Here is a 24,170-nt window from a genome sequence, read left to right as displayed (position 1 = left end):
AGCGCACTCGAAGTCAAGCGCTCGGAGCGGCTCCTCGATCGGGCTTGCGCGAGAAGACTTCGAGGCGCTCGGTGGGGGTGAGCCGGGACATCCGCTCGTACCACTCCGGGGCGAAGTAATCACCCTCGGCCGCACCCGAGACAGGTACGACGGAGTGCGTGATCGTGTCGTCGTAGACGTGCACGAGGTGGAACGACTGCCCGGCGTCCATGCCATTGACCGACAGCGCGGGGCGGGCGATGTCCATCGTGTAGCACGTGGCCGCCGCGACGCTCACGGGGACGCCGGCGAAGGTTCCGCTCGTCGAGTAGTGCAGATGACCGGCGAGAATCGCGCGCACGTCGCTTCCCGAGATGACCGCGGCGAGGCGCTCCTGTCGCTGCAGCTCGAGGATCCCGAAGAGCGGCACATGGCTCGGCAGCGGGGGGTGGTGCAGCGCGAGGATCGTGCCGAGCGGCGCCGGATCGGCGAGCCTGTCGCCCAACCAGTCGAGTTGCGCGTCGTCCAGATCGCCGTGATGCCAGCCCGGCACGCTCGTATCGAGGGCGAGCAGGCGCAGCCCCCCGAGATCCCACTCCCCCAGCACCGGATCCTCGCTCGGTTCGAGCCCGAGCAGACCGCTGCGGAGCGCCGGGCGTTCGTCGTGGTTTCCCGCGACCCAGGCCACGGGGCATCCCCACTCCCGCGCCACGGGCTCGATGATGGCGAGGAGCCGCGCGTAGGCGTCGGCTTCGCCGAGGTCGGTCAGGTCACCCGTGAACACGAGCGCATCGGGCGTGAGGCCGAGCTCGACGACCCGGTCCATCGTTCGGCGAAGGTTCGCTTCGGTGTCGTAGCGGCCGCCGAGTGGCACGTTTCCGGCGAGCAGGTGGGTATCGCTCACGTGGATGATCGTGCGCTTCGCGGGCGGGTACTGCCCGAAGGCGACGGAGGTCTCGGTCACCCGCCCAGCCTATGTCGAGGTTCGGACGCGACAAGGCGATATGCCGCCCACGAGAGGTCGCAACATGCCGCGCTCGACAAGTAGCCACGGCATGTTGCGTCCTCTCGATAGGGGCCCCGTGCAATCCGATCGCCCGTCCGCGGCGAATACGGGAGTGCGGGCCAGGGCGGTGCGCGGGGCGGAGACGATCATGGCGAACCCGAACAGGGTGAAGCGACCGGGGACCAAGCGGTTCCTCGCGTGGGCGGCGCTCGCCGGGGTCGTCAGCGCGGCGGTGTTCCTCGCCATCGCCGAGCTTCTCGCGCTGCTGTTCGCTCGCGGAGGGTCGCCCCTGCTCGCGGTCGGGTCGTTCGTGATCGACATCGTGCCGCAGCCCTTCAAGGAGTTCGCGATCGCGACGTTCGGCGAATACGACAAGATCGCGCTCCTCGTGGGCCTCGGCCTCGCCGTGCTGATCGCCTCGGCGATCGCGGGCATCCTCGAACTCGTCCGCCCTCCCCTCGGCGCGATCGCCCTGGGCATAGCGGGCGTCCTGTCCGTCGCCGCCGTCGTGACGCGCGCGGGAGCCACAGCGCTGTCGTGGATCCCCTCGGTCGCCGGCGCCGTCGCGGGCGCCGCGTTGGTCGTCGTTCTGGGACGGATGCTCCGCGCCTGGCGTTCTGGTGTGAACGCCTCGTCCGGCTCGACGTCGGGAGCCGCGGCGGGCGTGGCTCGACGCCGCTTCCTGCTGATCGGCGGCATCGCGGCCGCGGGTGCGGTGGTCGTGGGTATCGGCTCGCGAGTAGCCGGGGCCACGACATCCTCGATCGCGGCGATCCGGCGCGGGCTGAACCTTCCCGCGCCCCGCACGACCGTGACGGTTCCCGCGGGCGCCGAACTCGACATCCCGGGCATCTCGCCCCTCTACACACCCAACGCGGACTTCTACCGCGTCGACACCGCGCTGACGGTGCCGAGCGTCGATCCCGGGACCTGGCGCCTGAGCGTCGTGGGCATGGTCGACACCCCCCTGGAGCTGACGTTCGACGACCTGGTCGGGATGGGCCTGGACGAGTACTCCGTGACCCTCACCTGCGTGTCCAACGAGGTCGGCGGGGACCTCGTCGGCACCGCGAAATGGTGGGGCGTGCCGATCCGCGACGTCCTGCGCGCAGCCGGGCCCGCCGCGGGGGCGGACATGGTGCTCTCGCGCAGCGTGGACGGATTCACCGCGAGCACACCGCTCGAATCGCTGACGGACGACGGGCTCGACGCGATCCTCGCCGTGGCGATGAACGGCGAGGCCCTCCCCCTCGAGCACGGCTTTCCGGTGCGGATGGTCGTGCCCGGGCTGTATGGCTACGTGTCGGCGACGAAGTGGCTCACAGAGCTGAAGGTCACGACCTTCGCGGACGACGAGGCCTACTGGACGCCCCGCGGATACAGCGCCCAGGCGCCGATCAAGATGTCGTCGCGCATCGACACGCCCCGGCCCGGCAACCCGGTCGCCGCGGGACGCGTCCCCATCGCGGGTGTCGCGTGGGCGCAGACGGTCGGCATCGACCGCGTCGAAGTGTCGATCGACGACGGCGACTGGCAGGTCGCGACGCTCTCGACCGCGGTCGGCGTCGACACGTGGGTGCAGTGGTTCGTCGACTGGGATGCGACTCCGGGCACGCACTACGTCACGGTACGCGCGGTGAACGCCGCGGGCGAGACTCAGACGCAGGAGCGCGCCCCGATCGCCCCCGACGGCTCGAGCGGATGGCAGCGCACCCTCGTCACCGTGACGTAGCGCGGGCCCGCTCGGACCGAATGCCTGACCCCTCCCCGGCCACGAAACGCGGCATCGGACCGCCTCCCACGCGCATCGACTGCCACGCGAGCGGCGTCGACGCCCTGCCCGGATGCCTCGGCTAACGTGGGTCCGTGACCCACGACGCCTCGACCACCGAGAACGACCGACCCCAGACATCCGCCCCCTCGGCGCCGCACGTGCCGCACAGCCGCGAGTTCCACGGCGACGTCGTGGAGGATCCGTACGAGTGGATGCGCGCGAAGGACGACGGGGCCGTCATCGCCCACCTCGAGGCCGAGAACGCCTATACGGCCGAGCGCACGGCGCACCTCGCGGGGTTGCGCGAACGCATCTTCGGTGAGATCAAGGAGCGCACGCTCGAGACCGACCTGTCCGTTCCGTCACGCCGCGGCGCGTGGTGGTACTACGGGCGCACGATCGAGGGCAAGCAATACGGCGTGCAGTGCCGCGCTCCCCTGGCATCGCCGGATGACTGGACCCCGCCGCAACTGACGCCCGGCGAAGCCGTACCCGGCGAACAGGTGCTGCTCGACGCCAACGTCGAGGCCGAGGGCAACGAGTTCTTCTCGCTCGGATCGTTCGACGTGTCGGACGACGGACGCCTCATGCTCTTCGGCGTCGACGTGGCGGGCGACGAGCGGTACACGATCCGCGTGCGCGACCTCGAGACCGGAGCCGAGCACGGCGACGAGATCCCCGGAACCTCCTCCGGCGCGGAGTTCTCGCCCGACGGCGCGTCGATCATCTACTCGACCGTCGACGACGCCTGGCGCCCCGACACCCTCTGGCGCCACGTGGTCGGCACGCCGGTCGCGGACGACGTCAAGCTCTTCCACGAGCCCGACGAGCGCTACTGGCTGGGCGGCGGCTTCACCCGCAGCGAGAAGTTCCTCGTCATCGGGCTCGGTTCGTCGATCACGTCCGAGGTCTGGCTGGTGCCCGCGGACGACCTGACCGCCGAACCGCGCGTCGTCTGGCCGCGCCGCGAGGGCATCGAGTACTCGGTTGACCACGCGATCGTCGACGGTGCCGACCAGCTGTACATCCTGCACAACGAGGATGCCCTGGACTTCGAACTGGTCCGGGTCCCGGCGTCCGACCCCGCGGGCGATCGCACCATCGTGCGCCCGCACACTCCCGGCATCCGTCTGCTCGATGTGGATTGCTTCCGCGACTTCGCGACGATCGAGTACCGGCGCGAGGGCCTCGCCCGCATCGGCCTGCTCGATTACGCGACCGGCGACGTCGACGAGCTCGCGTTCGATGAACCGATATACGCGGCGGGCTTCGGCGGCAATCGCGAGTGGGCCCCGCCCATGTTGCGCCTGGGCTACGACTCGTTCGTCACCCCGAACACCGTCTACGACTACCGCCTTGCCGACGGCGAACTGCTGCTGCGCAAGCGCCAGCCGGTGCTGGGCGGGTACGAGGCATCCGATTACGAGCAGGCGCGGGTGTGGGCGACGACGCAGGACGGCACGCAGGTTCCGATGTCGCTCGTCTGGAAGCGCTCGTTCGGCGACGCGGGGATCGCACCCCGCCCGCTGCACCTGTACGGCTACGGCTCGTACGAGCACTCGATCGAGCCGCGTTTCTCGGTCGCGCGCCTGTCGGAGCTCGACCGCGGCGTCGTGTTCGCGGTCGCGCACGTGCGCGGCGGCGGCGAGATGGGTCGGCAGTGGTATGAGGACGGCAAGCTCGCGCAGAAGCGCAACACCTTCACCGACTTCGTCGACTGCGCCCTGCACCTGATCGACGCCGGCTACACCTCGCCCGACCGCCTCGTCGCCGAGGGCGGGTCGGCGGGCGGGCTGCTCATGGGAGCGGTGGCGAACCTGGCGCCCGAGTTGTTCGCCGGTGTGCTGGCAGACGTTCCGTTCGTCGACGCTCTGACGACGATCCTCGACCCCTCGCTGCCGTTGACCGTCATCGAGTGGGATGAGTGGGGCGATCCGCTCCACGACCCCGACGTCTACGCGTACATGAAGTCGTACTCGCCGTATGAGAACGTGCGCGAGGGCGTGACCTATCCCCGGATCCTGGCCGTGACATCGCTCAACGACACGCGCGTGCTGTACGTCGAACCGGCGAAGTGGGTTGCACGGCTGCGCGAGGTGGGCGCGGATGCGCTGCTGAAGTGCGAGATGGTCGCCGGACATGGCGGAGTCTCGGGGCGCTACAACGCCTGGCGCGAGCGGGCGTTCGAGCTCGCCTGGCTGCTCGATGTGCTGGGCGTCGCCGACGCGACCTGACTGCCGCGTCGCTCCCGGCGGCGGCAACCCCCACCCCCGGACCGTGTCCCACCCCCGGACCGTGTCCCACTTCCGATGACCCATGTCCCACTTCGGCGCGGTATATGCGCCGCATACCGCACCGAAGTGGGACACCCCATCCGTGGGGCCGGGCCCTCGAGACGGCACCGACGCGGGCTCACGCGCCCTCGTGCCAGCCGGCACGGATGAGCGCACCCCGCACCCGCTCCACGGCCCGCCACGCTCCGTTCCGCATATGGACATTGAGGATGCGCACGTGCTCCCAACCCTGCTCCCGAATGCTGTCCCAGCGGTCGGCGTCCTTCGCGAACTGGCGCCGGTCGGTCTCGTGCACACGGCCGTCATACTCGGGACAGACACCCCACCGGGGATAGGCGAGATCGAGTTCGGCCACCGGCCTCCCGCCGTCGTCACACAAGACCCAGTTGATCTCGGGCTCGGGCAGCCCCGCACGCGTCAGCGCCAAGCGCAGCCGTGTCTCGCGAGGCGAACGCACGCCGCTGCGCACCTCGACCAATGCACGACGAAGGATGCCTCGCCGTACGTCGCCCATCACCTCGATCTCTTCACGCAGCTGCTCCGAGGTGGCCAACGGCCGCGCGCCCGACAGCAGGTAGTCCGCGGCGGCGATGAGATCATCGAGCGCCCAGAGCGACCCGACCTGGCGCCAGGCACGCACGGGGGCCTCGATCGGAAGGCCACCACGGCTCAGGATCACCGCCGATTGCCGCGCCTGAAGGCGATGACCGACCACGCCGGGGATGCGGGGTTCGCGACTCGGGCGATGCGCTGCCACGTGCAGGCGCGGACGATACGGCCATTCCGGCAGGTCAAGTCCCGTGTTGTGGTGTCAATCCGGCTGCTTCCTTGATGGGTGAGGGTCAGGCGGTGAGGAACAGGTCGGGGCGCTCAGGCTCGGCGTGGTCTTGGAGTGTGTGGACGAGTTTGCGCATGGAGATGTCGGAGAGGTAGCGGCGTTCACCGTATTGCCATTCCTCGTGCTGCTCCTGCAGGACGGCGCCGATGAGGCGGGTGACGGAGTCGCGGTCGGGGAAGATCTGCACGACGTCGGCGCGGCGTTTGATCTCACGGTTGAGGCGCTCGATCGGGTTGTTGGACCAGACCTTCTGCCAATGCTCACGCGGGAGCGGCGCGAATCCGGTGAGGTCTGCTTCGGCAGCATTGAGCATGTCTGCGATCTCCGGGAACGACCCGCGGAGGGACGTGGAGACCTGGTGATACTGGGCGATCACGGCCTCGGGGGTGGTCTGCGCGAAGATCGTCGAGATCAGCGCGTTGACGGGCTTGGAGCGTGCCGATCCGAGCTTCTGGGTGACGTTACGAGCGAAGTGGACGCGGCATCTCTGCCAGCCCGATCCGGGGAGGATCGCTTTGACGGCGGCTTTGATGCCGGCGTGAGCGTCGGACGTGACGAGGGTCACGCCGAGCGGGTCTGTGTCGGTGGAGACTTTCAGACCGCGGTCGCGGAGGGAGCGGAGGAACTCGGTCCAGAAGTCCGTCGTCTCCGCGTCGCCGAGAGCCATCCCGAGGATCTCCCGACGGCCGTCGCCGCTGACCCCGGTCGCGACGATGAGGGCTTGGGAGAGAACCCGGCCACGGTGGCGCACGTCGAGGTAGGTGGCGTCCAGGAACAGGTACGGGAACCAGGTGTGATCGAGCCGGCGGTGCAGAAACTCGTGCACCACCTCATCGATCTCGGAGCAGATGCGGGAGACGGTGGACCGGCTGATGCCGGTGTCGTTGCCCAGCGCGCGGACGAGCTGGTCGACCTTGCGGGTGGAGACTCCGTCGATCCAGGCCTGGCAGATCACCGCGTAGAGCGCCTTGTCGACACGGCGGCGTGGGCTGAGCAGGCTCGGGAAGAACGACCCCTCCCGCAGCTTCGGAATCTGAATGTCGACCTCCCCCGCGGGCGTGGCGAGCGTCTTCGCGCGAGCACCGTTGCGACGCGTGGTGCGCTCCGCCGTGCGTTCGTAACGGGCCGCGCCGATCTTCGCGGTCGCTTCCGCGTCAACAAGGTCCTGCAGCCCCGCCTGCAGCATCCGACGGAACACGTCGGAATGGGCGAGGTCAGGATCGGCGAGGACTTCTGCGATCAGGGTCGTCAAGGCAGACTGATTCTGGGTCATCGTGGGATCTCTTCTTTGCTTCTTGGCGGAAACAACTGGTCATCCCACGATGGCCCTCCTACGTCAACGACGACGAGAACCCCGCAGGAATTGACACCAAGCTACGAGACGCACCCTTCCGGCATCGGCACGCCCGCCGCCTCGAGCGCGGTCTCGTGGCTGAAGAACTGCCAGCCTGCGAGCCGCGGCGCATACTGTGCGGCGATCTCGAGCGACGACGCCGGGACGGGTAGCGACCGCGACGTTCTCAGCCCGCGATGCGGCGACCGGAGGTCGCTGCGGGAGAGCCGTGCGGCGTTCACGCCCATCGCTCGCGCCTCAGACACTCGGAACACCGGAGGAAGATCGCTGGGAAGAGGCTCGGGTCGTCGCATCCGCCCAGCGTCCTGGACTTCGAGCCACGACCCGACCGGCCACCACCTGGCCGCGGACTCTCATCGACCACGCGCGGTTGTGGAGGATGCACCCGTACATCCGCTATCCCGGACTGCCGGCCGCTCGCTCAGGGTGTGCGTGTCCCACTTTCAACCGCTGCGCGAGGCGCAGAACGGTCGAGAGTGGGACACTCACCCGCGAAAGTGGGACATCAACAGCACGAGGAGGGCCGCGCGACGACCCGACGGGTCAGCCGAAGAGCGCCGCGGCCTCTTCGTAGCGGTAGAGCGGCACCGTGTTGAGCTCGCCCAGGGCGTCCGCGAACGGCACGCGCACGATGTCCGTGCCCTTCAGCGACACCATCTGACCCCATGCCTCGGCCACCACGGCATCGGCGGCGTGCAGCCCGAGCCGCGTCGCCAGCACCCGGTCGAAGCCGGAGGGCGAGCCGCCGCGCTGGATGTGTCCCAGCACCGTAGCCCGCGTCTCGATGCCGGTGATCCGCTCGATCTCGGGTGCGATGACCTCGCCGATTCCGCCGAGCCGCGGGCGGTTGAACGCGTCGAGACCCTTGTCGCTGAAGGCCTCGTCCATGTCCTTGAGCTTGAAGCCCTCCGAGACCACGACCAGCGGCGCGCGGCCCCGGTCGTGCGCCTTCGAGACGAGCTCGCAGATGTCGTCCATCGACATCGGGACCTCGGGGATCAGGATGGCGTGGGCCCCGGCCGCGATACCCGCGTGCAGTGCGATCCAGCCCACGTGTCGCCCCATGACCTCGGCGACCATGCACCGCTGGTGCGAGTCGCCCGTCGTCCGCAGCCGGTCCATCGCCTCGGAGGCGATGTTCACGGCGGTGTCGAACCCGAACGAGTAGTCCGTGGCCAGCAGGTCGTTGTCGATCGTCTTCGGCACGCCGATGACGTTGATGCCGTCCTTGGACAGGCGGTCGGCCGCGGCGAGCGTGCCCTCGCCACCGATCGCGATGATGCCGTCGATCCGATGCCCGTAGAGGGTCTTCGCGATGTTCTCGGCGCCACCCCGGGGCCCCTCGTAGGGGTTCGTCCGCGAGGTGCCGAGGATCGTTCCGCCGACCTTCGACAGGCCCTTCACCTCGTGGCGGGTCAGGGGGAAGAAGTCCCCGTCGACCACGCCGCGCCATCCGTCACGGATGCCGACGAACTCGAGGTCGTACGCGGTCGTGCCCTTCAGCACGACGCCGCGGATGACCGCGTTGAGCCCGGGGCAGTCGCCGCCGCTGGTCAGGATGCCGATCTTCATGTGTGATCCTTGCGTTTCGGGAGGGGGATCCGGCGACGCTGCCCCCGTCACACTATCGCCGGATGCCCCGACCTGCCACACGCCCGACAGCGGGCCCGCGGCATCCGGTACCGGAATCCGCTATTCGCCGCCGAGCGCCCGCCGGGTGAGATGCATGAGGGCGCTGAGCTGGACGGAATCGCTCGAGGCCGGATCGACCGCTTCGCCGTCGAGAGCACGCAGGGACAGCCCCTGCTTCGAGTCGATCAGCTCGGCGATCTTCGTGTCGATCGTGTGCGCGGCGATGATGCGCCATGCCGTGACCGGTTCGCCCTGTCCGATGCGGTGCACGCGGTCGATCGCCTGCGTCTGCTCGGCCGCGGTCCAGCTGAGCTCGGCGAGCACGACGTTCGACGCGGCCTGCAGGTTGAGTCCGACACCGGCGGCCGTCAGCGAACACACCGCGATACCGACGGCGGGGTCGTTGTTGAACGCGTCGATCCCGTCCTGTCGACTCGCGGTCGTCTGGTCGCCGCGAATCGAGATCGTCTTCAACCCCGCCGACGCGAAATGCGCCTCGGCGGCATCCATGACATCGATGTGCTTGGCGAAGAACACGACCTTGCCCACCGCGCGCTGCAGCTGCACGGCGTAGTCGGCCGCGAGGTGCGCCTTCGCCTGACCGATCTTGCGGACCATCGTGAAGACGTTCTCGGACCCGGCACCGGCGGCCTTGGACTCATCGAGCTCGTTCTGCGCCACGAGCCGGACGATGTCGGCGTCGATGTCGTCACCGAGAGGGCTGCCCATGCCAGCGCCCATGCCGCGGTCGCCGCGCGCCGTGACGATGCGGCGGTACCGATCGGCGAGGCGTTGACCGAGCTCGCGCTCGGCGTCCCGGATCGAGCGCCCGAATTCGTCGTCGAGCTCGACCGGCAGATCGGCGATGAGCTTGTCGGGCAGGTCGGCCGCGACATCCTTCTTCTTGCGACGGACGATGCCCATCGAGATGACGGCCTCGCGCGCCTCGGGATAGAAGGCCTTGTCCGCCGGAGTCATGCCCGTCGCGTCGAGCTTCTCCATCAGCTCGGGACCGGGCTTCTCGCCGTTGGTCCAGCCCAGGAAGCGCCAGATCGCGTCGAAGTCCTCGACGTCGTTGATGAGCGGCGTGCCCGTGAGCGCCATGAGCAACGGGTTGCCACCGGGCGTCATCTCGCGGATGCGTCCCGCCAGCGTCAGCACGTTCTGCGAACGCTGCGACGAGAGGTTCTTGATGAAGTGCGCCTCGTCCACGACCATGCCGCGCAGCCCGATCGAGCTGAGCCACGCGAGGTGGCGATCGAGGATTTCGTAGTTGACGATGAAGATGTCGGCGAAGGCGTCGAGCGTCGCGCCATCACCCTGGATGACCGTCGCGCGGCGATGCGGTGTCCACCGCTCGACCTCGCGAGCCCAGTTCATCTTGACGACGTTCGGCACGACCGCGAGCAGCGGGTAGGCGCTGGCGACGGATGCCGCGAGGAGCGACTGCGCTGTCTTGCCCAGACCCGGCTCATCCGCGAGCAGGAATGTGCGGTGACCATCGCGGACCGACTCGAGAAAGCGCGACTGGTGCGCCATGATCTCGCGCCCCTTGGGCGAAAGCCGGTCGAACTCGGGAACGGGAGGCAGCTCCATCGACGCGGCACCGCCCCCGGCACCCGTCTCGAACGCCTTGTACAGCGGGCCCATCAGTTCCCAGCCGTCGAGCCGACGACGCGGGCTCTCGCGCCGCACCGGGCGATCCAGGTCGGGCGCGAGGAAGGGGTTGGCGAGCTGACGCGCCTCGATGGCGGGCGGCACGACCTGCTTCTCGGCGAGCGCGGGCGGCACCACAGGTGCGAGCACGGGAGCCGCATCCGTGATGATGAGTTCATCCGGTGCCAGCTCGGCACCCGATTCCAGCAGCCAGTCGCGGCGCATGCGCCGGGCGACCGGCGACGTCGCCTGGTCGACTTCGAGCAGCTGAATGAGCGAGGTGTCGCGCGCGGCGGTCTTCGCGAGGATGGTCGCGACTCCGTCGAGGCGCTTGAGCGACTCGGAGCGCACCGCATCCGGAACCGTGACGTCTGTCTTCACCCGGGCGCGCTCTTCGCGCACCAGGAATGCGATGACCTGGAATTTGACGCGGTTGGTCGGTCCCAGCTTGCCGCGCTGGGCCTTCGCCTCGACCTCGCGCACCTTGCGCGCGAGGATCGGGATCAGGGGCGCGTCGTCGTCGCGACGTGCGGACGACTGTTTGCGACGCCTGTGCAGCTGTGACTGTGCCGTGCTCGGCATGCTCCTCCTGAGCGTGTGCACCGGGTGAACCGGTGTGATCTCCAACCGTGTGGCCGGCGAACTGATGAAACCCCGTGGGCGGCTGGTGGGCCGTGACAGACACGGGCGAGAAAAGCGGGGGCGTTGCGTGAAGCGGATGCCTCGGCGCGAACGACGCAGCGCCATTCCTCCCGCATATTCTACGGCATCCGGGGCACTCCTCGTGCCCGCGACGCGTCGGCCGCGTCTCGTCAGCCCCAGAGCGCCGCGTCAGCCCCAGAGCGCGGCGTCAGCCCCAGAGCGTTGCGACGATGTCCTCGGTGTAGCCCTGAGGACCGAAGTTGATCCACCGCGTGGACACCCAGCCGTTCGCGCGCAGATAGTGGGTCTCTCCGAACGAGTTCTCTCCGTCACTCTGCTGCGCCCGGCACACGGTCCCATCCGCGAGATCCTCGCACGCGAAGCCTCGATCGGGAAGCGATTCCAATACCGCCCGAGCCTGTGCCTCGTCGACGATCGTGACGTTCGTCGCCAGCCCGTATGACGACGGCAGACCCCACGAGCACCGAAGCGTCTGCACTCCCGAGCCGAGCACCTCGAGCGCCTCGACGATCTCGGTCGATTCCATCGTCACGCCCGGGTCGTTCAGGGGCGGATTCCCGGACTCCAGAACCGACAGCATCGCGGCGGAGTAGATGTCCTCGCATCGCACGGGGATGGAGATGTCCGCCGCGGGCTCGGTGCTGGGCGAAGGCGAAGCCGACGCCCCGGGTGTCTCGCCGAGCGTCGTGATCTCGGGCGTCGGGTCTCCCGTGCTGGTCGGCTCCGGTTGCGGCGTGGCCGAGCATCCCGCGAGCACCGCCGAACTCCCGAGCACCACGGCCAGCAGGCCTCGACGCAGCAGCGACGCGGATCGGTCGGGGTGCATGGCATCCTCTCGGCACAGGGACTCCCCCTAACCTACCGTCGCCGCGCGCCTGCCCGTGCCGCCGGTCCGCGCGTGCGAATGACGACCAGCGAACGCGTCGTCTCAGCGAGCCGAGCGCAGCCGCAGGCTGTTCAGCACGACGAACACGCTCGAGAACGCCATCGCCAGGCCCGAGATCATCGGGTTGAGCAGGCCCAGGGCAGCGAGCGGGATCGCCGCGACGTTGTAGCCGAAGGCCCAGAACAGGTTGCCGCGAATCGTCCGCATCGTGCGTCGAGCAAGGCTCAGCGCCGTCACGATCGACTCGGGATCGTTGCGGACGAGCGTGATATCGCTCGCGTGCATCGCCGCATCCGTTCCGCCCCCCATCGCGATGCCGAGGTCGGCAGCGGCGAGCGCCGCCGCGTCGTTCACCCCATCCCCGACCATCGCCACCCGGCGTCCGCTGGCACGACGGCGCTCGACCTCTGCCAGCTTGCCCTCGGGCAGCACTCCGGCAACGACCTCGCCGATGCCCACGGCGGCGGCCACCGTGCGCGCGGCGTCGGGCCCATCACCCGTGAGCAGCACGACCTCGATCCCCTGCTCGGTCAGGCTCGCGACGGTCCGCACCGCACCCTCGCGCACCTCGTCGCCGACGGCGAAGACCGCACGAGCGGCGAGCTCTCCGGATGAACCCGTCCATCCCACGACGATGACCGAGCTGCCGTCCTCGCGGCGGAGGGCGGCATCGAGATCGGCGGGCAACGCACCGGTCTGCTCGAGAGCGAAAGCGGCGCTGCCGGCAAAGGCGGGCACGCCGTCGACGAGGCCGGTCACGCCCCGGCCCGCATGGCTGCGGAAGTCCGCGAGCCGGGCGGCTTCGCCCGTCCCCGCCCGCGCCTCGTCGTGTGTCACGATGGCGCGCGCGATCGGATGCTCCGACCCGGCTTCGAGCGCTGCGGCGACCCGCACGGCCTGGGCCCGAAGCGCCGTCTCGTCCGGGAGCTCGGTCTCGTCCCGGCGGATGCCCTCGCGGGCGGGTCGGGTGACGACGACCTCGCGCACCGTCATCGCGCCGGTCGTGAGCGTGCCCGTCTTGTCGATGAGCACGGTGTCGATGCGGTTCGCCGACTCGATGGCCTCGGGTCCGGTGATCAGCACGCCCAGCTGCGCGCCGCGCCCGGTTCCCACGAGGATCGCGACGGGCGTCGCGAGGCCGAGCGCGCAGGGGCAGGCGATGATCAGCACAGCGACCGCCGCCGTGAATCCAGCGGCCAGAGGCTGACCGAGCGCGACCCACGCGATGAGCGTCAGGAGGGCGAGCCCGATCACGATCGGCACGAAGATGCCCGAGATCCGGTCTGCCAGGCGCTGCACGCGACTCTTGCCCGCCTGGGCGTCTTCGACGAGGCGCGCGATGTGCGCCAAGCGGGTGTCGGCACCCACCGAGACCGCGCGGACGAGCAGGCGCCCGTCGACCGCGACCGTGCCGCCGGTCACCTCTCCCCCCGCACCGGCCTCGACCGGCACGGCCTCACCCGTGAGCATCGACGCATCCACGGCCGCGCGGCCCTCAACGACGATGCCGTCCGTCGCGATCGTCTCTCCCGGACGCACGACGAACCTGTCGTCGACGCGCAGACGCTCGACGGGGATCCGCTCGCCACCCTCGAGCTCGACATCCTTCGCCCCGAGGTCCATGAGCGAGCGCAGTGCGGCCCCGGCGCGGCGCCGCGAGCGTTGCTCGATGTACCGACCGAGCAACAGGAAGACGGTGACCGCCGCCGCGACCTCGAAGTAGACGAGCGCGGTTGCGTCGTGCACGGGGCCGAAGAGCACCACCTCGTGCCGCAGCCCGATCTGCCCCGCGCTGCCGAAGAACAGCGCCCACACGCTCCACACGTAGGCCGCCATCGTGCCGAGGGTGATCAGGGTGTCCATCGTGGCCGTTCCGTGACGTGCCGCGGCGAACGCGGCGCGGTGGAAGGGCCATCCTCCCCAGAACACGATCGGCGTCGCGAGGACGAGCGACACCCACTGCCAACCGGCGAACTGCCACGCCGGGACCATCCCGAGCACGACGACCGGCAGCGCGAGCGCGGCACTGACGATCAGCCGCGTCGCCAGCCGGGTGCGGCCGGGGATGTCTTCCACATCGTGCTGGTGTCCGCCGTGCTCGTGTTCGTGCACGGAGGGCTCGTGGTCACGGTCAGCACCCTCATCACCGGTGCCGGGGGCGTCGTGGGCGTGCCCGCGCTCAGGGCTCGCATGGCGCTCGGGACGAACCCGCGCGGTGTATCCGGCTTCCGCCACCGCCGCGACGAGCCGCGCATCGTCGACGTCCGCGGGCACCTGGACACGCGCCGACTCGGTTGCCAAGTTCACGGATGCCGAAACCCCCTCGACCTTCTCGAGGCGCTTCTCGACGCGCGCAACGCAACTGGCGCACGTCATTCCCTCGATGTCGAGGGTCGCCTCACGGGAGGGCGTCGGAGTCGCGGCGGTCATGCTCGGCCCGCGAGCGCGTAGCCGGCCTCGCCCACGGCGGCCGCCAGTCGCGGTTCGGGGATCTCGTCGATCGACTCGACGGCAACGGTCGCCGCCGACAGGTCCACGGTCGCCGTCTCGACGCCGGCAAGGTCCGAAACCTCGTGCTCGACCGATCGGGCACAGTGGCCGCAGGTCATTCCCTCGACACGGTAGGTGCGAATCGTCATACGGATGCCTCCTCGCCCGCCATCTTCGACGGTGCACTGTTCGACAACCAGGATACCCCCCTGGGGTATTCCCGCGGTGGATCAGGAAGACGCCAACCAGGTCGACAACGTCCCGGGCCGATCCGTCACGATGCCATCGACGCCGATGTCGACGGCATCGCGCCACTCCCGATCCTCGTTGAACGTGTAGACGACGACGCGGATGCCCGAGGCATGCAGTTCGTCGACGATCTCGGGGCGCGCGATCACCGCGCTTCCCTTCACGAGCACGCCGCGCACCCCGAGCGAACGTGCCGCGTCCACGACATCCGCGGGAAGTGCGCGCAGGATGGCGAGCCGGGAGATGACGTCGGACTCGCGCGCCACCAGGGCCAGGGTCCGGGCATCGAAACTCGCCGCGGCGACCCGGCGCTCCAGACCCCGCGCGTCGATCTCGGCGACGAGATGCCCGACCGCGACCGGCGTCCACTCCCCCTTCAACTCGATCACCGCGCGGGTCGGGGATGCCGCGAGCAGATCGAGGAATTCCTCGACCAACGGCACCGGGGTTCCCGCGAAAGCCGGGCCGAACCACCCGCCGGCGTCCAGGGCTCGAACCTCCGCCAGCGAGAGTTGCGAGAGGCGGCCGAATCCGTTCGTGGTCCGATCGACCGTGGCGTCGTGCATCAGGACGGCCGCACCATCGACGGTGAGCGCGACATCGACCTCGACGTAGTCGAATCCGGCGGCGATCGCGGCCCGGATCGCCGGAAGTGTGTTCTCCGGCGCGCTGCCTGCGTCACCCCGGTGGCTCGCGACGAACGCCGCCTGACCGGGGTCTCGTGTGGCCCCCATCAGTTCGTGGGCCGAAACGGGCGCGGGCGAAGCGCCGAGGAACGCGACCGTCAGGCTCGCGGCGGCGAGCACGGCGACAACGATCAGCGGGCCGACGCCGCGAGTGGCAGCGCGCCCGTCGGCGACGGCTTCGGGCATCGTCGGCCTTTCGAGACGGTCGCGTCTCCGTCGACGCGTGAGCCCACTGTAGACCCCGCCGTTACCTATTCGTTACACCTCGTCGCGATCCCCTGTCCGGGGCTGCCCCAACCAGCGGCGCCGCGTACGCTGGAAGCATGCCCCTCGACATCACCGAGGCCGCGCTGGCGGCCACTCTCGACCACGCGATCCTCAAGCCCGACTTCACACGCGCCGACGTCGACGCCGAGCTCGAGACGGCGGCCCTGTGGCGCGTATTCAGCGTGTGCGTCCGCCCCTCCGACATCCCGTACGCCGTCGCACGGCTCGAGGGCACCGGCGTCGCCGTCGGCACCGTCATCGGCTTTCCTCACGGCACGACGTCGACCGCGGCGAAGGTCGCCGAGGCTCGTCAGGCGATCGCGGACGGCGCGACCGAGCTCGACATGGTCGTGAACATCGGATGGCTGCGGTCCGGCTTCGACGCCGAGGTCACCGCCGATATCGCCGCGGTGGTCGAAGCGGCCGGCGGCCTGATCACCAAGGTCATCCTCGAGACGTCGCTGCTCGACGACGAGCAGATCGCCCGGGGCAGCCGCCTGACCGAGGCGGGTGGTGCCGACTTCGTCAAGACCTCCACGGGTTTCGCGGGCGGCGGCGCGACCGTCCCCCACGTCGAGCTGATGCGTGCGAGCGTCGGGCCCGGTGTTCAGGTCAAGGCATCCGGCGGTGTTCGCGGACTCGACACCGCGCTCGAGATGCTCGCGGCCGGTGCGACGCGGCTCGGCACGAGCGCCAGCGCGACGATCCTCGGCGAGCTCCGTGCGCGTCTGAGCGGCGACGAGACCAGCGCCGCGATCGACGAGTCGTCGTACTGACGGCGTGACCGAGCAGCGCTGACGGATTCAGCCGGGGAGCGTGGCGCTGACGGGCGCCCGTCAGGCCCGACGGGACATGTCCGGGGCCACGGGAGCGGTCAACAGGATCTCGCGGGCCCGCTCGACGTCGTCCGCCATCTGGACTTTGAGCGCCTCGATCCCGGCGAAGGCGGACATTCCGCGGAGGCGTGCGACGAACTGCACCTCGACGATATGCCCGTACAGGTCGAGGTCGGTCTCGTCGAGCACGTACGCCTCGACCTGGCGGCGGTGGACGTCGTCGAAGGTCGGGTTGTCCCCCACCGAAATGGCGGCCGGGTACCGCACACGCGTGCCCGGGGCGCTCGCGGCGACGCCGTCGATGAGCCAGCCCGCGTAGATCCCGTCGCCCGGAACCAGCCCCTCGGTCGCCGGCTCGAGATTCGCGGTCGGATATCCGAGCTCACGCCCGCGCTTGGCGCCGTGAACGACCTCGCCCCACACCGCGGGCGGTCGACCGAGCAGCTTCGCGGCGGCCGCGACATCCCCATCCGCGAGGAGCTCGCGAATCCACGTCGACGAGACACGACGCCCGGCCGGAGAACTGCGCACGTCGGGGATCTCGTCGACGCCGAAGCCGTACTTCTCGCCGAGACGCCGCAGCAGCGCCGCATCGCCCGCGCCCCCGCGTCCGAACCGGAAATCTTCACCGACCAGCACCAGTCGGGCGTGCAACGACTCGACGAGAACGCGGCGCACGAAGTCCTCGGGCTCTTCCGAGGCCAGGCTCTCATCGAACGCGAGCATGAGCGTCGCGTCGATTCCCGTCATCGACAGCAGGGCGGCCTTCTGATGGGCTTCGACGAGCGCAGGCGGACGCTTCTGCGGGTTGAGGAGCGCGAGCGGATGCCGATCGAACGTCACGATCGCGGACCGAGCACCGATACCCGCGGCATCCACGAGCATCTTCTGGATGATCGCGCGATGACCGGCGTGGACGCCGTCGAACTTGCCGATCGCCACGACGGAGGGCCCGAAGTCATCGGGTACCTCGTCCGGGGAGTGGAAGAGGATCATCGCCGCGCCTCGGTGGCGGGCGCTTCGGATTCGACCTCGGCCTGAACGTCGGCCTGTGCCGCGGGCGGATGAGTCCGCAGCCACCACAGGCCCACGAACGGCAGCACGAGCGGGATGAAGAGATAGCCGTAGCCGAATACGGACCAGACCGTGGGGTGGTGGAAGACGTCGGGGATCACGAGGCTGAGCGTTCCGACGATCAGGACACCCAGCAGCTCGAACGTGATGGCGATCCACGCCACGACGTACCAGCGGCGCGTCCCGGCGAAGACGAGCGCGAGCGTCGCCAGCACGTAGACGGCGGCCGCGAGGGCCGAGAGCGAGTACGCGATGGGGGCTTCGTCGAAGCGTTGCGCGATCTGCACGAACGAGCGGCCGAGGGCGGCGAGCGCCATGATGGCGTACACCGCGACCAGCACACGTCCGATGCCGGTCATCCGTCGGCGCGCAGAAGAACTCATATCCCGACAATCCTACGGCGATCCGACCTCGCCGAGAGGCGCCCGATGTCGAGCCGCGGGCACCCGCGGCGCTCAGCCGATCGGCGCGGTCCAGATGACGTGCATGCGCCAGACCATGACCGCGATGGAGAGGGCGACGACACCCATGATCACGGTGCTCCAGCGACTGCGCTCCACGAGCGCCCACGCCACCCCGGCGGCGGGCAGAAGGACCGCGGATACGAGATAGACCCAGAACTCCAACGCGCTCCCGGCCGGCGGATTGCCGACGAAAGGAGCGACGATCGCGACGACGACCTGCACGATGAGCAACAGCTCGATCAGCGCGAGCGAGCCGACGGTCCCATCGCTGGGCCGACGTCCCGCAAGCCCGGCGATCAGGCAGAAGAGCCCGGCTGCGACGGCGACGACGACCTGCGCGATCGTGAGCCACAGGATCATCGGTCTCCCCCATCGTCCACCACGGCGGGCACGTCGCGCGCGGCTCCGGTCGGCAGATTCATCAGGCTCTTCAGGTCGTCTCCGCGGCGGCCGACGACGCCGATGAGTTCGCCCGCGGGGTCGATGGCAGCCGCGTGTTCGCCGACGATGCGCCCGGCCGCTCCGGTCAAGCGCTGCCCGTGACGCAGTGCGGATGCCTCGGCATCCGTGACCCGGATACCCCCGAGCACGCGCACCGCGACATCGGCGGACGAGAGCAGAGGTTCTGTCGCGATCGCGTCGGGACCCACGGCATCCGCGATCCCGAACGGTCCGACGCGGGTGCGACGAAGAGCCGTGAGGTGCCCCCCGACCCCGAGTGCCGAGCCGAGATCGCGCGCGAGCGCGCGAATGTAGGTGCCGCTCGAGCAGTCCACGACGACGTCCACGTCGACGCTGCCCGTGCCGGTCCCGTCGTCCGTGCGCCGGATGTCGAGCACCTCGAAGCGCGAGACGGTCACCTCGCGCGACGCGAGCACGACCTCCTCGCCCGCACGGGCGAGGTCATAGGCGCGGCGTCCGCCGATCTTGATGGCCGACACCGTACTCGGGACCTGAGAGATGCGTCCGGTGAGAGCGGCGATCGGGGCCTGGATGGCCGCGGCGTCGACCGCGGCGAGCACCCGTGGGTCGGCACGCGAGACGATCTCGCCATCCGAGTCATCCGAGTCCGTCGCCGCGCCGAGCCGGATCGTCGCCTCGTAGGTCTTGTCGAGTCCGACGAGATAGGTCAGCAGGCGCGTCGCCGAGTCCACCCCCAGCAGGAGCAGCCCGGTCGCGAGCGGGTCGAGCGTGCCCGCGTGGCCGATCTTGCGGGTGCCGAGCGCCTTCCGGGCGCGTGATACGACATCGTGGCTCGTCATGCCTCCCGGCTTGTCGACGAGCAGGATGCCGGGTCCGTGCGGGCTGGCCATCAGCAGAAATCGGCGTACAGGCGCCGCGGATGCTCGGGGTCGGTGTTGTCGACGATCACGGACGCGGCGCGCGACGGCGCCGACTCGCGCCGATACAGTTCCTGCCCAGCACGGTGACGGTGGTTGGCGGGTGCGGCGGGATCGGGGTCGGAGCCGTCGCGCAGGGCCATGCGCCGCGTCGCGACATCGACCGGCACCTCGAGCCACACCGACCAGTGCCAGAGTCCCCGCAGGGTGGGGCGGTGCAGGAAGATGCCGTCGATGATGAGCACGGCGTCCTCGGGACCCGTCACCCAGCGCGCCTCGGCGGGAACGTCCCGGTCGACATCCCAGGCGGCGAGTTGGAACCCGGTCGAGGGCATCGTGGCGCCCTCGCGGAACGGGTCGATGAGCACGCGCCGGAGCGTCGCCTCGTCGTACGAGTCGAGGTAGAAACCCTCCGGCGAGTCCCGTCCGCGGGCGTACCGCTCGGCACGGGGCCGGTGAAAGCCGTCGATCGAGGCACGGAAGACGGATGTCCCGTCTTCCGCGAACACGTCGGCGAGTCCGTCCGCGAAGACGGTCTTGCCGGCACCGTCGATACCGTCCACCGCGATGAGCACGCGCCCGGCCCGGTATGACCGCCGCACCTCGTCACGGAGCTCCCGCAGCAGAGTCGTACGGGGCGTGACGGGCAGGCGCATCCCCCCAGCCTACGACCCGCACATCCCCCTCACCCGTGAGCGCGAGACTTCACCCGTGTCACGTTTTACGCACCGAAACAGGACATAGGTGAAGTCTCGCGCTCGGGGACGGACGGGGTGCGGGGAACATAGGGTGGAACCCGTGCCCGCATTCGTCCGTCCCGACGCGGCGGCGGAGGTCGGGTGGGTGCCTGAGCTCATCGATTGGTACGCCGCGACCGCGCGCGAGCTGCCCTGGCGGCGCACCGGTTTCGGAGCGTGGGGTGTGCTCGTCAGCGAGTTCATGCTGCAGCAGACCCCGGTCAACCGCGTCGTACCGCACCTCGAGGCATGGCTCGAGCGCTGGCCGACTCCGGCGGCGTTGGCGGCGGATGCTCCGGCCGAAGCCGTACGACAGTGGGCGAACCTCGGCTATCCGCGTCGCGCCCTCTGGCTGCACCGGGCGGCGAGTGAGATCACCGAACGCCACGGCGGGGTCGTCCCGGCGGACGTCGAGGCACTGCTCGCACTCACCGGGATCGGCGACTACACCGCACGCGCCGTCGCGGTGTTCGCCTACGGTCTGCGCGAGCCCGTCGTCGACACCAACACCCGCCGCGTCCTCGCTCGGGTGGTCGCCGGACGTTCGCAGCCCGGACCCGCGCATCGGCGGGACCTCGACGACATGCGCGCCGTCCTCCCCGTCGACGTCGGGCGCTCCACGATCGTGAACGCCGCCGCGATGGAACTCGGCGCGGTGGTGTGCACCGCGCGCTCACCCCGCTGCGATTCGTGCCCGATCGCGCGTTCCTGTGCCTGGCGCGCCGCGGGATATCCCGACACCGGCGATACCCGCCCGCGTCAGGCGCGCTACGAGGGCAGCGACCGCCAGACGCGCGGGGCGATTCTGCGCGCGCTACGCCATGCGGACGGTCCGGTCGTGCTCGAGAGCATCATCGCGGACTGGCCGGATGCGTCGCAGCGTCACCGTGCGATCGACTCCCTCATCGCGGATGGCCTGGCCGAGGCATCCGACGGCCTGCTGCGCCTACCGGGCGCGTGACCGCGGAGGTCAGTCGCCGGTCTCGTCCGCTTCCGTTTCGATTCCCTCTTCGTCGGCCTCGATCTCGGCCTCGTCGAGCTCGCGCGGCTTGACATAGGGGTCGGCGTCGCCCGCGTACGTCGCTGATGCCGCGATCCCGGCCACCGCGGCATCGCGCTCGCGGGCCTCGCGCAGGAGAGCAGAGATGGCGTCCGCGTTCTCGGGCAGGGCGTCCTGGATGAACTCGAGCGACGGCGTCAACCGCGTGTTGAGGTGCTTGCCCATTTCGGAGCGCAGCATCCCGGTCGCCGAGGCGAGCGCCTTGGCGCTGTCGGCGCGCTCTTCCTCGGAGCCGAGGACCGTGTAGAAGACGCTCGCGTGCTGCAGGTCGCCCGTCACACGGACATCGGTGATGGTGACGAACCCGAGACGGGGGTCGCGCAGACCCTTCTCGAGGCGCTCCGCCAGCACGACCTTGATGCGGTCGGCGAGTCGTGCCGCTCTCTCACTGCCCATGTTCCTGCTTCTTTCTCTTCACAAAAACCTCGCCGTGCGGAGAATGACCACCGACGAACGACGGAGGTTCCGGGTGCCGGTGGCGTAAGCATCGGGGTAGGGCCCCGCTCTGCTGAAGCCACCGGCATCCGGAACCGAAGCCGATGTGGGTGCGGACGACATCCGCGTCCGCACCCGAGGAGAAGATCAGCCGCGCGGCTTCTCCACCATTTCCGTCGTCTCGATCTCGTCACCGATCTGGATGTCGTTGAACTTGCCGAGCCCGATACCGGCCTCGTAGTCCGTGCGCACCTCGGTGACGTCGTCCTTGAAGCGACGCAGCGACTCGATGGCGAGACCATCGGCGATGACGACGCCGTCGCGGATGACGCGAGCCTTGGCGTTTCGGGTGATGGTTCCGCTGCGGACGATGACACCGGCGATGTTCCCGAACTTGGAGGAGCGGAACACCTCGCGGATCTCGGCCACACCCGACTGCTTCTCTTCGAACTCCGGCTTGAGCATGCCCGTGAGGGACTGCTCGACGTCGTCGATCGCGTTGTAGATGACGGAGTAGAACCGCACGTCGACACCCTCACGAGCCGCGCGCTCGCGCGCCTTCGCGTCGGGCCGGACGTTGAACCCGATGACGATCGCGTTATCGATCGTCGCGAGGTTGATGTCGGACTCGGTGACCGCACCGACACCACGGTGGATGATGCGCAGCTGCACCGAGTCGTCGACCTCGATCTTGAGGAGCGACTCTTCGAGCGCCTCGACGGCACCCGAGACGTCACCCTTGATGATGAGGTTGAGCGATTCGACCTTGCCCTCTTGCAGCGCACGGGTGAAGTCCTCGAGCGAGATGCGCTTGCGCGCCTTCGCCAGGGCGGCATTGCGCTCGGCAGCCTCACGCTTCTCGGCGATCTGGCGGGCCAGGCGATCCTCGTCGGTCACGATGAACGTGTCACCGGCGCGCGGCACGGAGTTCAGACCCTGCACCTGCACGGGACGCGACGGGAAGGCCTCGAGCACGGGCTCACCGTTCTCGTCCGCCATCGCACGCACGCGGCCGTAGGCCGTGCCCGCCACGATCGCATCTCCGACCCGGAGCGTTCCGGACTGGATGAGGACGGTGGCGACCGAACCGCGGCCCTTGTCGAGCTTGGCTTCGATCGCGACACCACGTGCGGCCTTGTTCGGGTTCGCCGTGAGGTCGAGACCCGCGTCTGCCGTCAGGAGCACCGCATCGAGCAGCTCCTGGATGTTCAGGCCCTTGGTGGCCGAAACATCCACGAACATCACGTCTCCGCCGTACTCCTCGGCGACGAGCCCGTACTCGGTCAACTGCTGACGAACCTTCGCCGGGTTGGCGTCGGGCTTGTCGACCTTGTTGACGGCAACGACGATCGGCACGTTCGCCGACTGCGCGTGGTTCAGGGCCTCGACCGTCTGCGGCATGATGCCGTCGTCGGCCGCGACCACGAGGATCGCGAGGTCCGTCACCTGCGCACCACGTGCACGCATGGCGGTGAACGCCTCGTGACCCGGGGTGTCGATGAAGGTGATGGCACGCTCGATGCCCTCGTGCTCGGTCCACACCTGGTAGGCACCGATGTGCTGCGTGATGCCGCCCGCCTCGCCGGCGACGACGTTGGCGTTGCGGATCGCGTCGAGGAGCCGGGTCTTACCGTGATCGACGTGACCCATGACGGTGACGACCGGGGGCCGGATCTCGAGGTCGTCCTCGTTCTCGTCCTCGAGCTCCTGATCGAGGTCGAGACCGAAGCTCTCGAGGAGCTCCTTGTCTTCGTCCTCGGGCGAGACCATCTGGATCTTGTAGCCGAGCTCTTCGCCGAGGACCTCGAACGTGGCCTCGTCGAGCGACTCGGTCGCGGTCGCCATCTCACCCAGGTTGAACAGGATGGTGACGAGCGTGCCCGGCTGCACGGTGTAGCCGGTGATGTTCTCGATCTTGTCGGCGAAGTCCGAGATCGATGCACCTCGGCGCATCCGGATCGTCTCGCCATTACCGCGCGAGACGTTGACGCCACCGACGACCGGGGCATCCCTCATCTCGAATTCCTGGCGCTTCGCCCTGCGCGACTTGCGCTGCTTGGACTTGCCGCCGCCCTTACCGAACGCGCCTGCCGTACCACCACCGGGACCGCGGCCACGACCGCCACCACCGCCGGGGCGACCGGGGAAGCCGCCGCCGGGCGCACCCGCACCGGGAGCACCGGGACGGAACCCGCCACCACCGGCACCGCCGGGACGGCCGGGGCCGCCGGGACGCTGCTGGAACGGCGCGCCGCCGGGACGACCGGGTCCGCCGGGACGACCGGGCCCGCCGGGACGCGGTGCACCGAGGCGCGGGGCGCCGGGACGCGGCGCCTGCGGGCGCGGGATGTTGCCGGGCGTCGGGGACGGGCGCTGGCCCATTCCCTGCGCGCTGGCGAAGGGGTTGTTGCCCGGGCGCGGGCCGGCGGGACGCTGTCCCATGCCCTGAG

The 24,170-nt window shown here is 69.6% G+C and carries 21 protein-coding genes; 4 read left to right on the top strand and 17 right to left on the bottom strand.

All coding sequences use genetic code 11. The features are described 5' to 3' along the window. Positions 1-13: 13 nt before the first annotated feature. Positions 14-943, bottom strand: a complete 930-nt coding sequence (locus CGU35_RS04345) for a phosphodiesterase (RefSeq protein WP_100810411.1) — start codon at positions 941-943, stop codon at positions 14-16. 190 nt (positions 944-1,133) lie between these two features. Between CGU35_RS04345 and CGU35_RS04340 the strand changes: the two genes are divergently transcribed. Both CGU35_RS04340 and CGU35_RS04335 read left to right on the top strand, forming a co-directional pair. After that, complete coding sequence (locus CGU35_RS04340) at positions 1,134-2,717, top strand: molybdopterin-dependent oxidoreductase (protein WP_100810410.1); 1,584 nt, start codon at positions 1,134-1,136, stop codon at positions 2,715-2,717. A 134-nt stretch (positions 2,718-2,851) separates the two neighbouring features. Beyond that, positions 2,852-4,993, top strand: coding sequence for a S9 family peptidase (locus CGU35_RS04335; protein ID WP_332870751.1), 2,142 nt, complete (start codon positions 2,852-2,854; stop codon positions 4,991-4,993). A 178-nt stretch (positions 4,994-5,171) separates the two neighbouring features. Here the strand turns inward: CGU35_RS04335 and CGU35_RS04330 are convergent, their stop codons facing one another. The 9 genes from CGU35_RS04330 to CGU35_RS04290 all read right to left on the bottom strand — a co-directional run bounded on the left by CGU35_RS04330 (position 5,172) and on the right by CGU35_RS04290 (position 15,693). Continuing rightward, positions 5,172-5,810 (bottom strand): hypothetical protein, encoded by a 639-nt coding sequence (locus CGU35_RS04330; RefSeq protein WP_100810409.1) that lies wholly within the window; start codon positions 5,808-5,810, stop codon positions 5,172-5,174. 85 nt (positions 5,811-5,895) lie between these two features. Continuing rightward, entirely contained in the window at positions 5,896-7,164 is a 1,269-nt protein-coding gene (locus tag CGU35_RS04325; protein WP_100809674.1) for an IS256 family transposase, read from the bottom strand. A 101-nt stretch (positions 7,165-7,265) separates the two neighbouring features. Further along, positions 7,266-7,472, bottom strand: a complete 207-nt coding sequence (locus tag CGU35_RS04320; protein WP_100810408.1) for a hypothetical protein — start codon at positions 7,470-7,472, stop codon at positions 7,266-7,268. A gap of 316 nt (positions 7,473-7,788) precedes the next feature. Continuing rightward, positions 7,789-8,817: an ATP-dependent 6-phosphofructokinase gene (locus CGU35_RS04315; protein ID WP_100810407.1), complete on the bottom strand. Its 1,029-nt coding sequence runs from the start codon at positions 8,815-8,817 to the stop codon at positions 7,789-7,791. A gap of 120 nt (positions 8,818-8,937) precedes the next feature. Further along, entirely contained in the window at positions 8,938-11,115 is a 2,178-nt protein-coding gene (locus CGU35_RS04310) for a DEAD/DEAH box helicase (protein WP_100810406.1), read from the bottom strand. Positions 11,116-11,383: 268 nt separating this feature from the next. Beyond that, positions 11,384-12,022, bottom strand: a complete 639-nt coding sequence (locus CGU35_RS04305; protein WP_100810405.1) for a hypothetical protein — start codon at positions 12,020-12,022, stop codon at positions 11,384-11,386. Between the two features lie 102 nt (positions 12,023-12,124). After that, the gene (locus CGU35_RS04300) at positions 12,125-14,512 is read right to left on the bottom strand and encodes a heavy metal translocating P-type ATPase (RefSeq protein ID WP_100810404.1); all 2,388 of its coding nucleotides are present in this window, start codon (positions 14,510-14,512) and stop codon (positions 12,125-12,127) included. Continuing rightward, a complete protein-coding gene (locus CGU35_RS04295) occupies positions 14,509-14,721 on the bottom strand; it encodes a heavy-metal-associated domain-containing protein (RefSeq protein WP_100810403.1) in 213 nt (70 codons plus the stop codon). The genes CGU35_RS04300 and CGU35_RS04295 overlap by 4 nt, the downstream gene beginning before the upstream one ends. An 81-nt stretch (positions 14,722-14,802) precedes the next feature. Then, on the bottom strand, positions 14,803-15,693 hold the full coding sequence (locus tag CGU35_RS04290) for a glycerophosphodiester phosphodiesterase (protein WP_100810402.1): 891 nt from the start codon (positions 15,691-15,693) through the stop codon (positions 14,803-14,805). A 137-nt stretch (positions 15,694-15,830) separates the two neighbouring features. On the opposite strand from CGU35_RS04290, the gene deoC reads away from it, so the two are divergent. Beyond that, positions 15,831-16,550: a deoxyribose-phosphate aldolase gene (deoC, locus tag CGU35_RS04285; protein WP_100810401.1), complete on the top strand. Its 720-nt coding sequence runs from the start codon at positions 15,831-15,833 to the stop codon at positions 16,548-16,550. 60 nt (positions 16,551-16,610) lie between these two features. On the opposite strand, the gene CGU35_RS04280 is transcribed toward deoC, so the two are convergent. The 5 genes from CGU35_RS04280 to CGU35_RS04260 form a co-directional block, all read right to left on the bottom strand. Beyond that, positions 16,611-17,606, bottom strand: coding sequence for a bifunctional riboflavin kinase/FAD synthetase (locus tag CGU35_RS04280; protein WP_100810400.1), 996 nt, complete (start codon positions 17,604-17,606; stop codon positions 16,611-16,613). Next, positions 17,603-18,067, bottom strand: coding sequence for a hypothetical protein (locus CGU35_RS04275; RefSeq protein ID WP_100810399.1), 465 nt, complete (start codon positions 18,065-18,067; stop codon positions 17,603-17,605). The genes CGU35_RS04280 and CGU35_RS04275 overlap by 4 nt, the downstream gene beginning before the upstream one ends. A gap of 72 nt (positions 18,068-18,139) precedes the next feature. After that, complete coding sequence (locus CGU35_RS04270) at positions 18,140-18,508, bottom strand: hypothetical protein (protein ID WP_100810398.1); 369 nt, start codon at positions 18,506-18,508, stop codon at positions 18,140-18,142. Next, on the bottom strand, positions 18,505-19,461 hold the full coding sequence (truB, locus tag CGU35_RS04265; protein WP_100810397.1) for a tRNA pseudouridine(55) synthase TruB: 957 nt from the start codon (positions 19,459-19,461) through the stop codon (positions 18,505-18,507). The genes CGU35_RS04270 and truB overlap by 4 nt, the downstream gene beginning before the upstream one ends. Further along, complete coding sequence (locus CGU35_RS04260; protein ID WP_100810396.1) at positions 19,461-20,144, bottom strand: uridine kinase; 684 nt, start codon at positions 20,142-20,144, stop codon at positions 19,461-19,463. Before CGU35_RS04260 ends, truB begins: the two co-directional genes overlap by 1 nt. A gap of 142 nt (positions 20,145-20,286) precedes the next feature. On the opposite strand from CGU35_RS04260, the gene CGU35_RS04255 reads away from it, so the two are divergent. Further along, entirely contained in the window at positions 20,287-21,186 is a 900-nt protein-coding gene (locus CGU35_RS04255) for an A/G-specific adenine glycosylase (RefSeq protein WP_181003411.1), read from the top strand. A 9-nt stretch (positions 21,187-21,195) separates the two neighbouring features. Here CGU35_RS04255 and rbfA read toward each other — a convergent pair whose 3' ends face one another. After that, on the bottom strand, positions 21,196-21,681 hold the full coding sequence (gene rbfA, locus CGU35_RS04250; RefSeq protein ID WP_100810395.1) for a 30S ribosome-binding factor RbfA: 486 nt from the start codon (positions 21,679-21,681) through the stop codon (positions 21,196-21,198). Positions 21,682-21,867: 186 nt separating this feature from the next. Then, a partial coding sequence (gene infB / locus CGU35_RS04245; RefSeq protein WP_100810394.1) for a translation initiation factor IF-2 occupies positions 21,868-24,170 on the bottom strand: 2,303 nt, incomplete at its 5' end.

The sequence above is a fragment of the Microbacterium sp. BR1 genome (assembly GCF_002812725.1).
Classification (GTDB): domain Bacteria; phylum Actinomycetota; class Actinomycetes; order Actinomycetales; family Microbacteriaceae; genus Microbacterium.
The sequence above is the reverse complement of the archived record's forward strand: the minus strand, read 5'-3'. Positions and strand labels throughout refer to the sequence as shown.

Bases quoted from the DNA above. Each gene is read 5' to 3' on its own strand.
- CGU35_RS04340 (WP_100810410.1), top strand. From the start codon at position 1,134: ATGGCGAACCCGAACAGGGTGAAGCGACCGGGGACCAAGCGGTTCCTC.
- CGU35_RS04325 (WP_100809674.1), bottom strand. From the start codon at position 7,164: ATGACCCAGAATCAGTCTGCCTTGACGACCCTGATCGCAGAAGTCCTC.
- CGU35_RS04320 (WP_100810408.1), bottom strand. From the start codon at position 7,472: ATGGGCGTGAACGCCGCACGGCTCTCCCGCAGCGACCTCCGGTCGCCG.
- CGU35_RS04315 (WP_100810407.1), bottom strand. From the start codon at position 8,817: ATGAAGATCGGCATCCTGACCAGCGGCGGCGACTGCCCCGGGCTCAAC.
- CGU35_RS04310 (WP_100810406.1), bottom strand. From the start codon at position 11,115: ATGCCGAGCACGGCACAGTCACAGCTGCACAGGCGTCGCAAACAGTCG.
- CGU35_RS04305 (WP_100810405.1), bottom strand. From the start codon at position 12,022: ATGCACCCCGACCGATCCGCGTCGCTGCTGCGTCGAGGCCTGCTGGCC.
- CGU35_RS04300 (WP_100810404.1), bottom strand. From the start codon at position 14,512: ATGACCGCCGCGACTCCGACGCCCTCCCGTGAGGCGACCCTCGACATC.
- CGU35_RS04295 (WP_100810403.1), bottom strand. From the start codon at position 14,721: ATGACGATTCGCACCTACCGTGTCGAGGGAATGACCTGCGGCCACTGT.
- CGU35_RS04290 (WP_100810402.1), bottom strand. From the start codon at position 15,693: ATGCCCGAAGCCGTCGCCGACGGGCGCGCTGCCACTCGCGGCGTCGGC.
- deoC (WP_100810401.1), top strand. From the start codon at position 15,831: ATGCCCCTCGACATCACCGAGGCCGCGCTGGCGGCCACTCTCGACCAC.
- CGU35_RS04280 (WP_100810400.1), bottom strand. From the start codon at position 17,606: ATGATCCTCTTCCACTCCCCGGACGAGGTACCCGATGACTTCGGGCCC.
- CGU35_RS04275 (WP_100810399.1), bottom strand. From the start codon at position 18,067: ATGAGTTCTTCTGCGCGCCGACGGATGACCGGCATCGGACGTGTGCTG.
- CGU35_RS04270 (WP_100810398.1), bottom strand. From the start codon at position 18,508: ATGATCCTGTGGCTCACGATCGCGCAGGTCGTCGTCGCCGTCGCAGCC.
- truB (WP_100810397.1), bottom strand. From the start codon at position 19,461: ATGGCCAGCCCGCACGGACCCGGCATCCTGCTCGTCGACAAGCCGGGA.
- CGU35_RS04260 (WP_100810396.1), bottom strand. From the start codon at position 20,144: ATGCGCCTGCCCGTCACGCCCCGTACGACTCTGCTGCGGGAGCTCCGT.
- rbfA (WP_100810395.1), bottom strand. From the start codon at position 21,681: ATGGGCAGTGAGAGAGCGGCACGACTCGCCGACCGCATCAAGGTCGTG.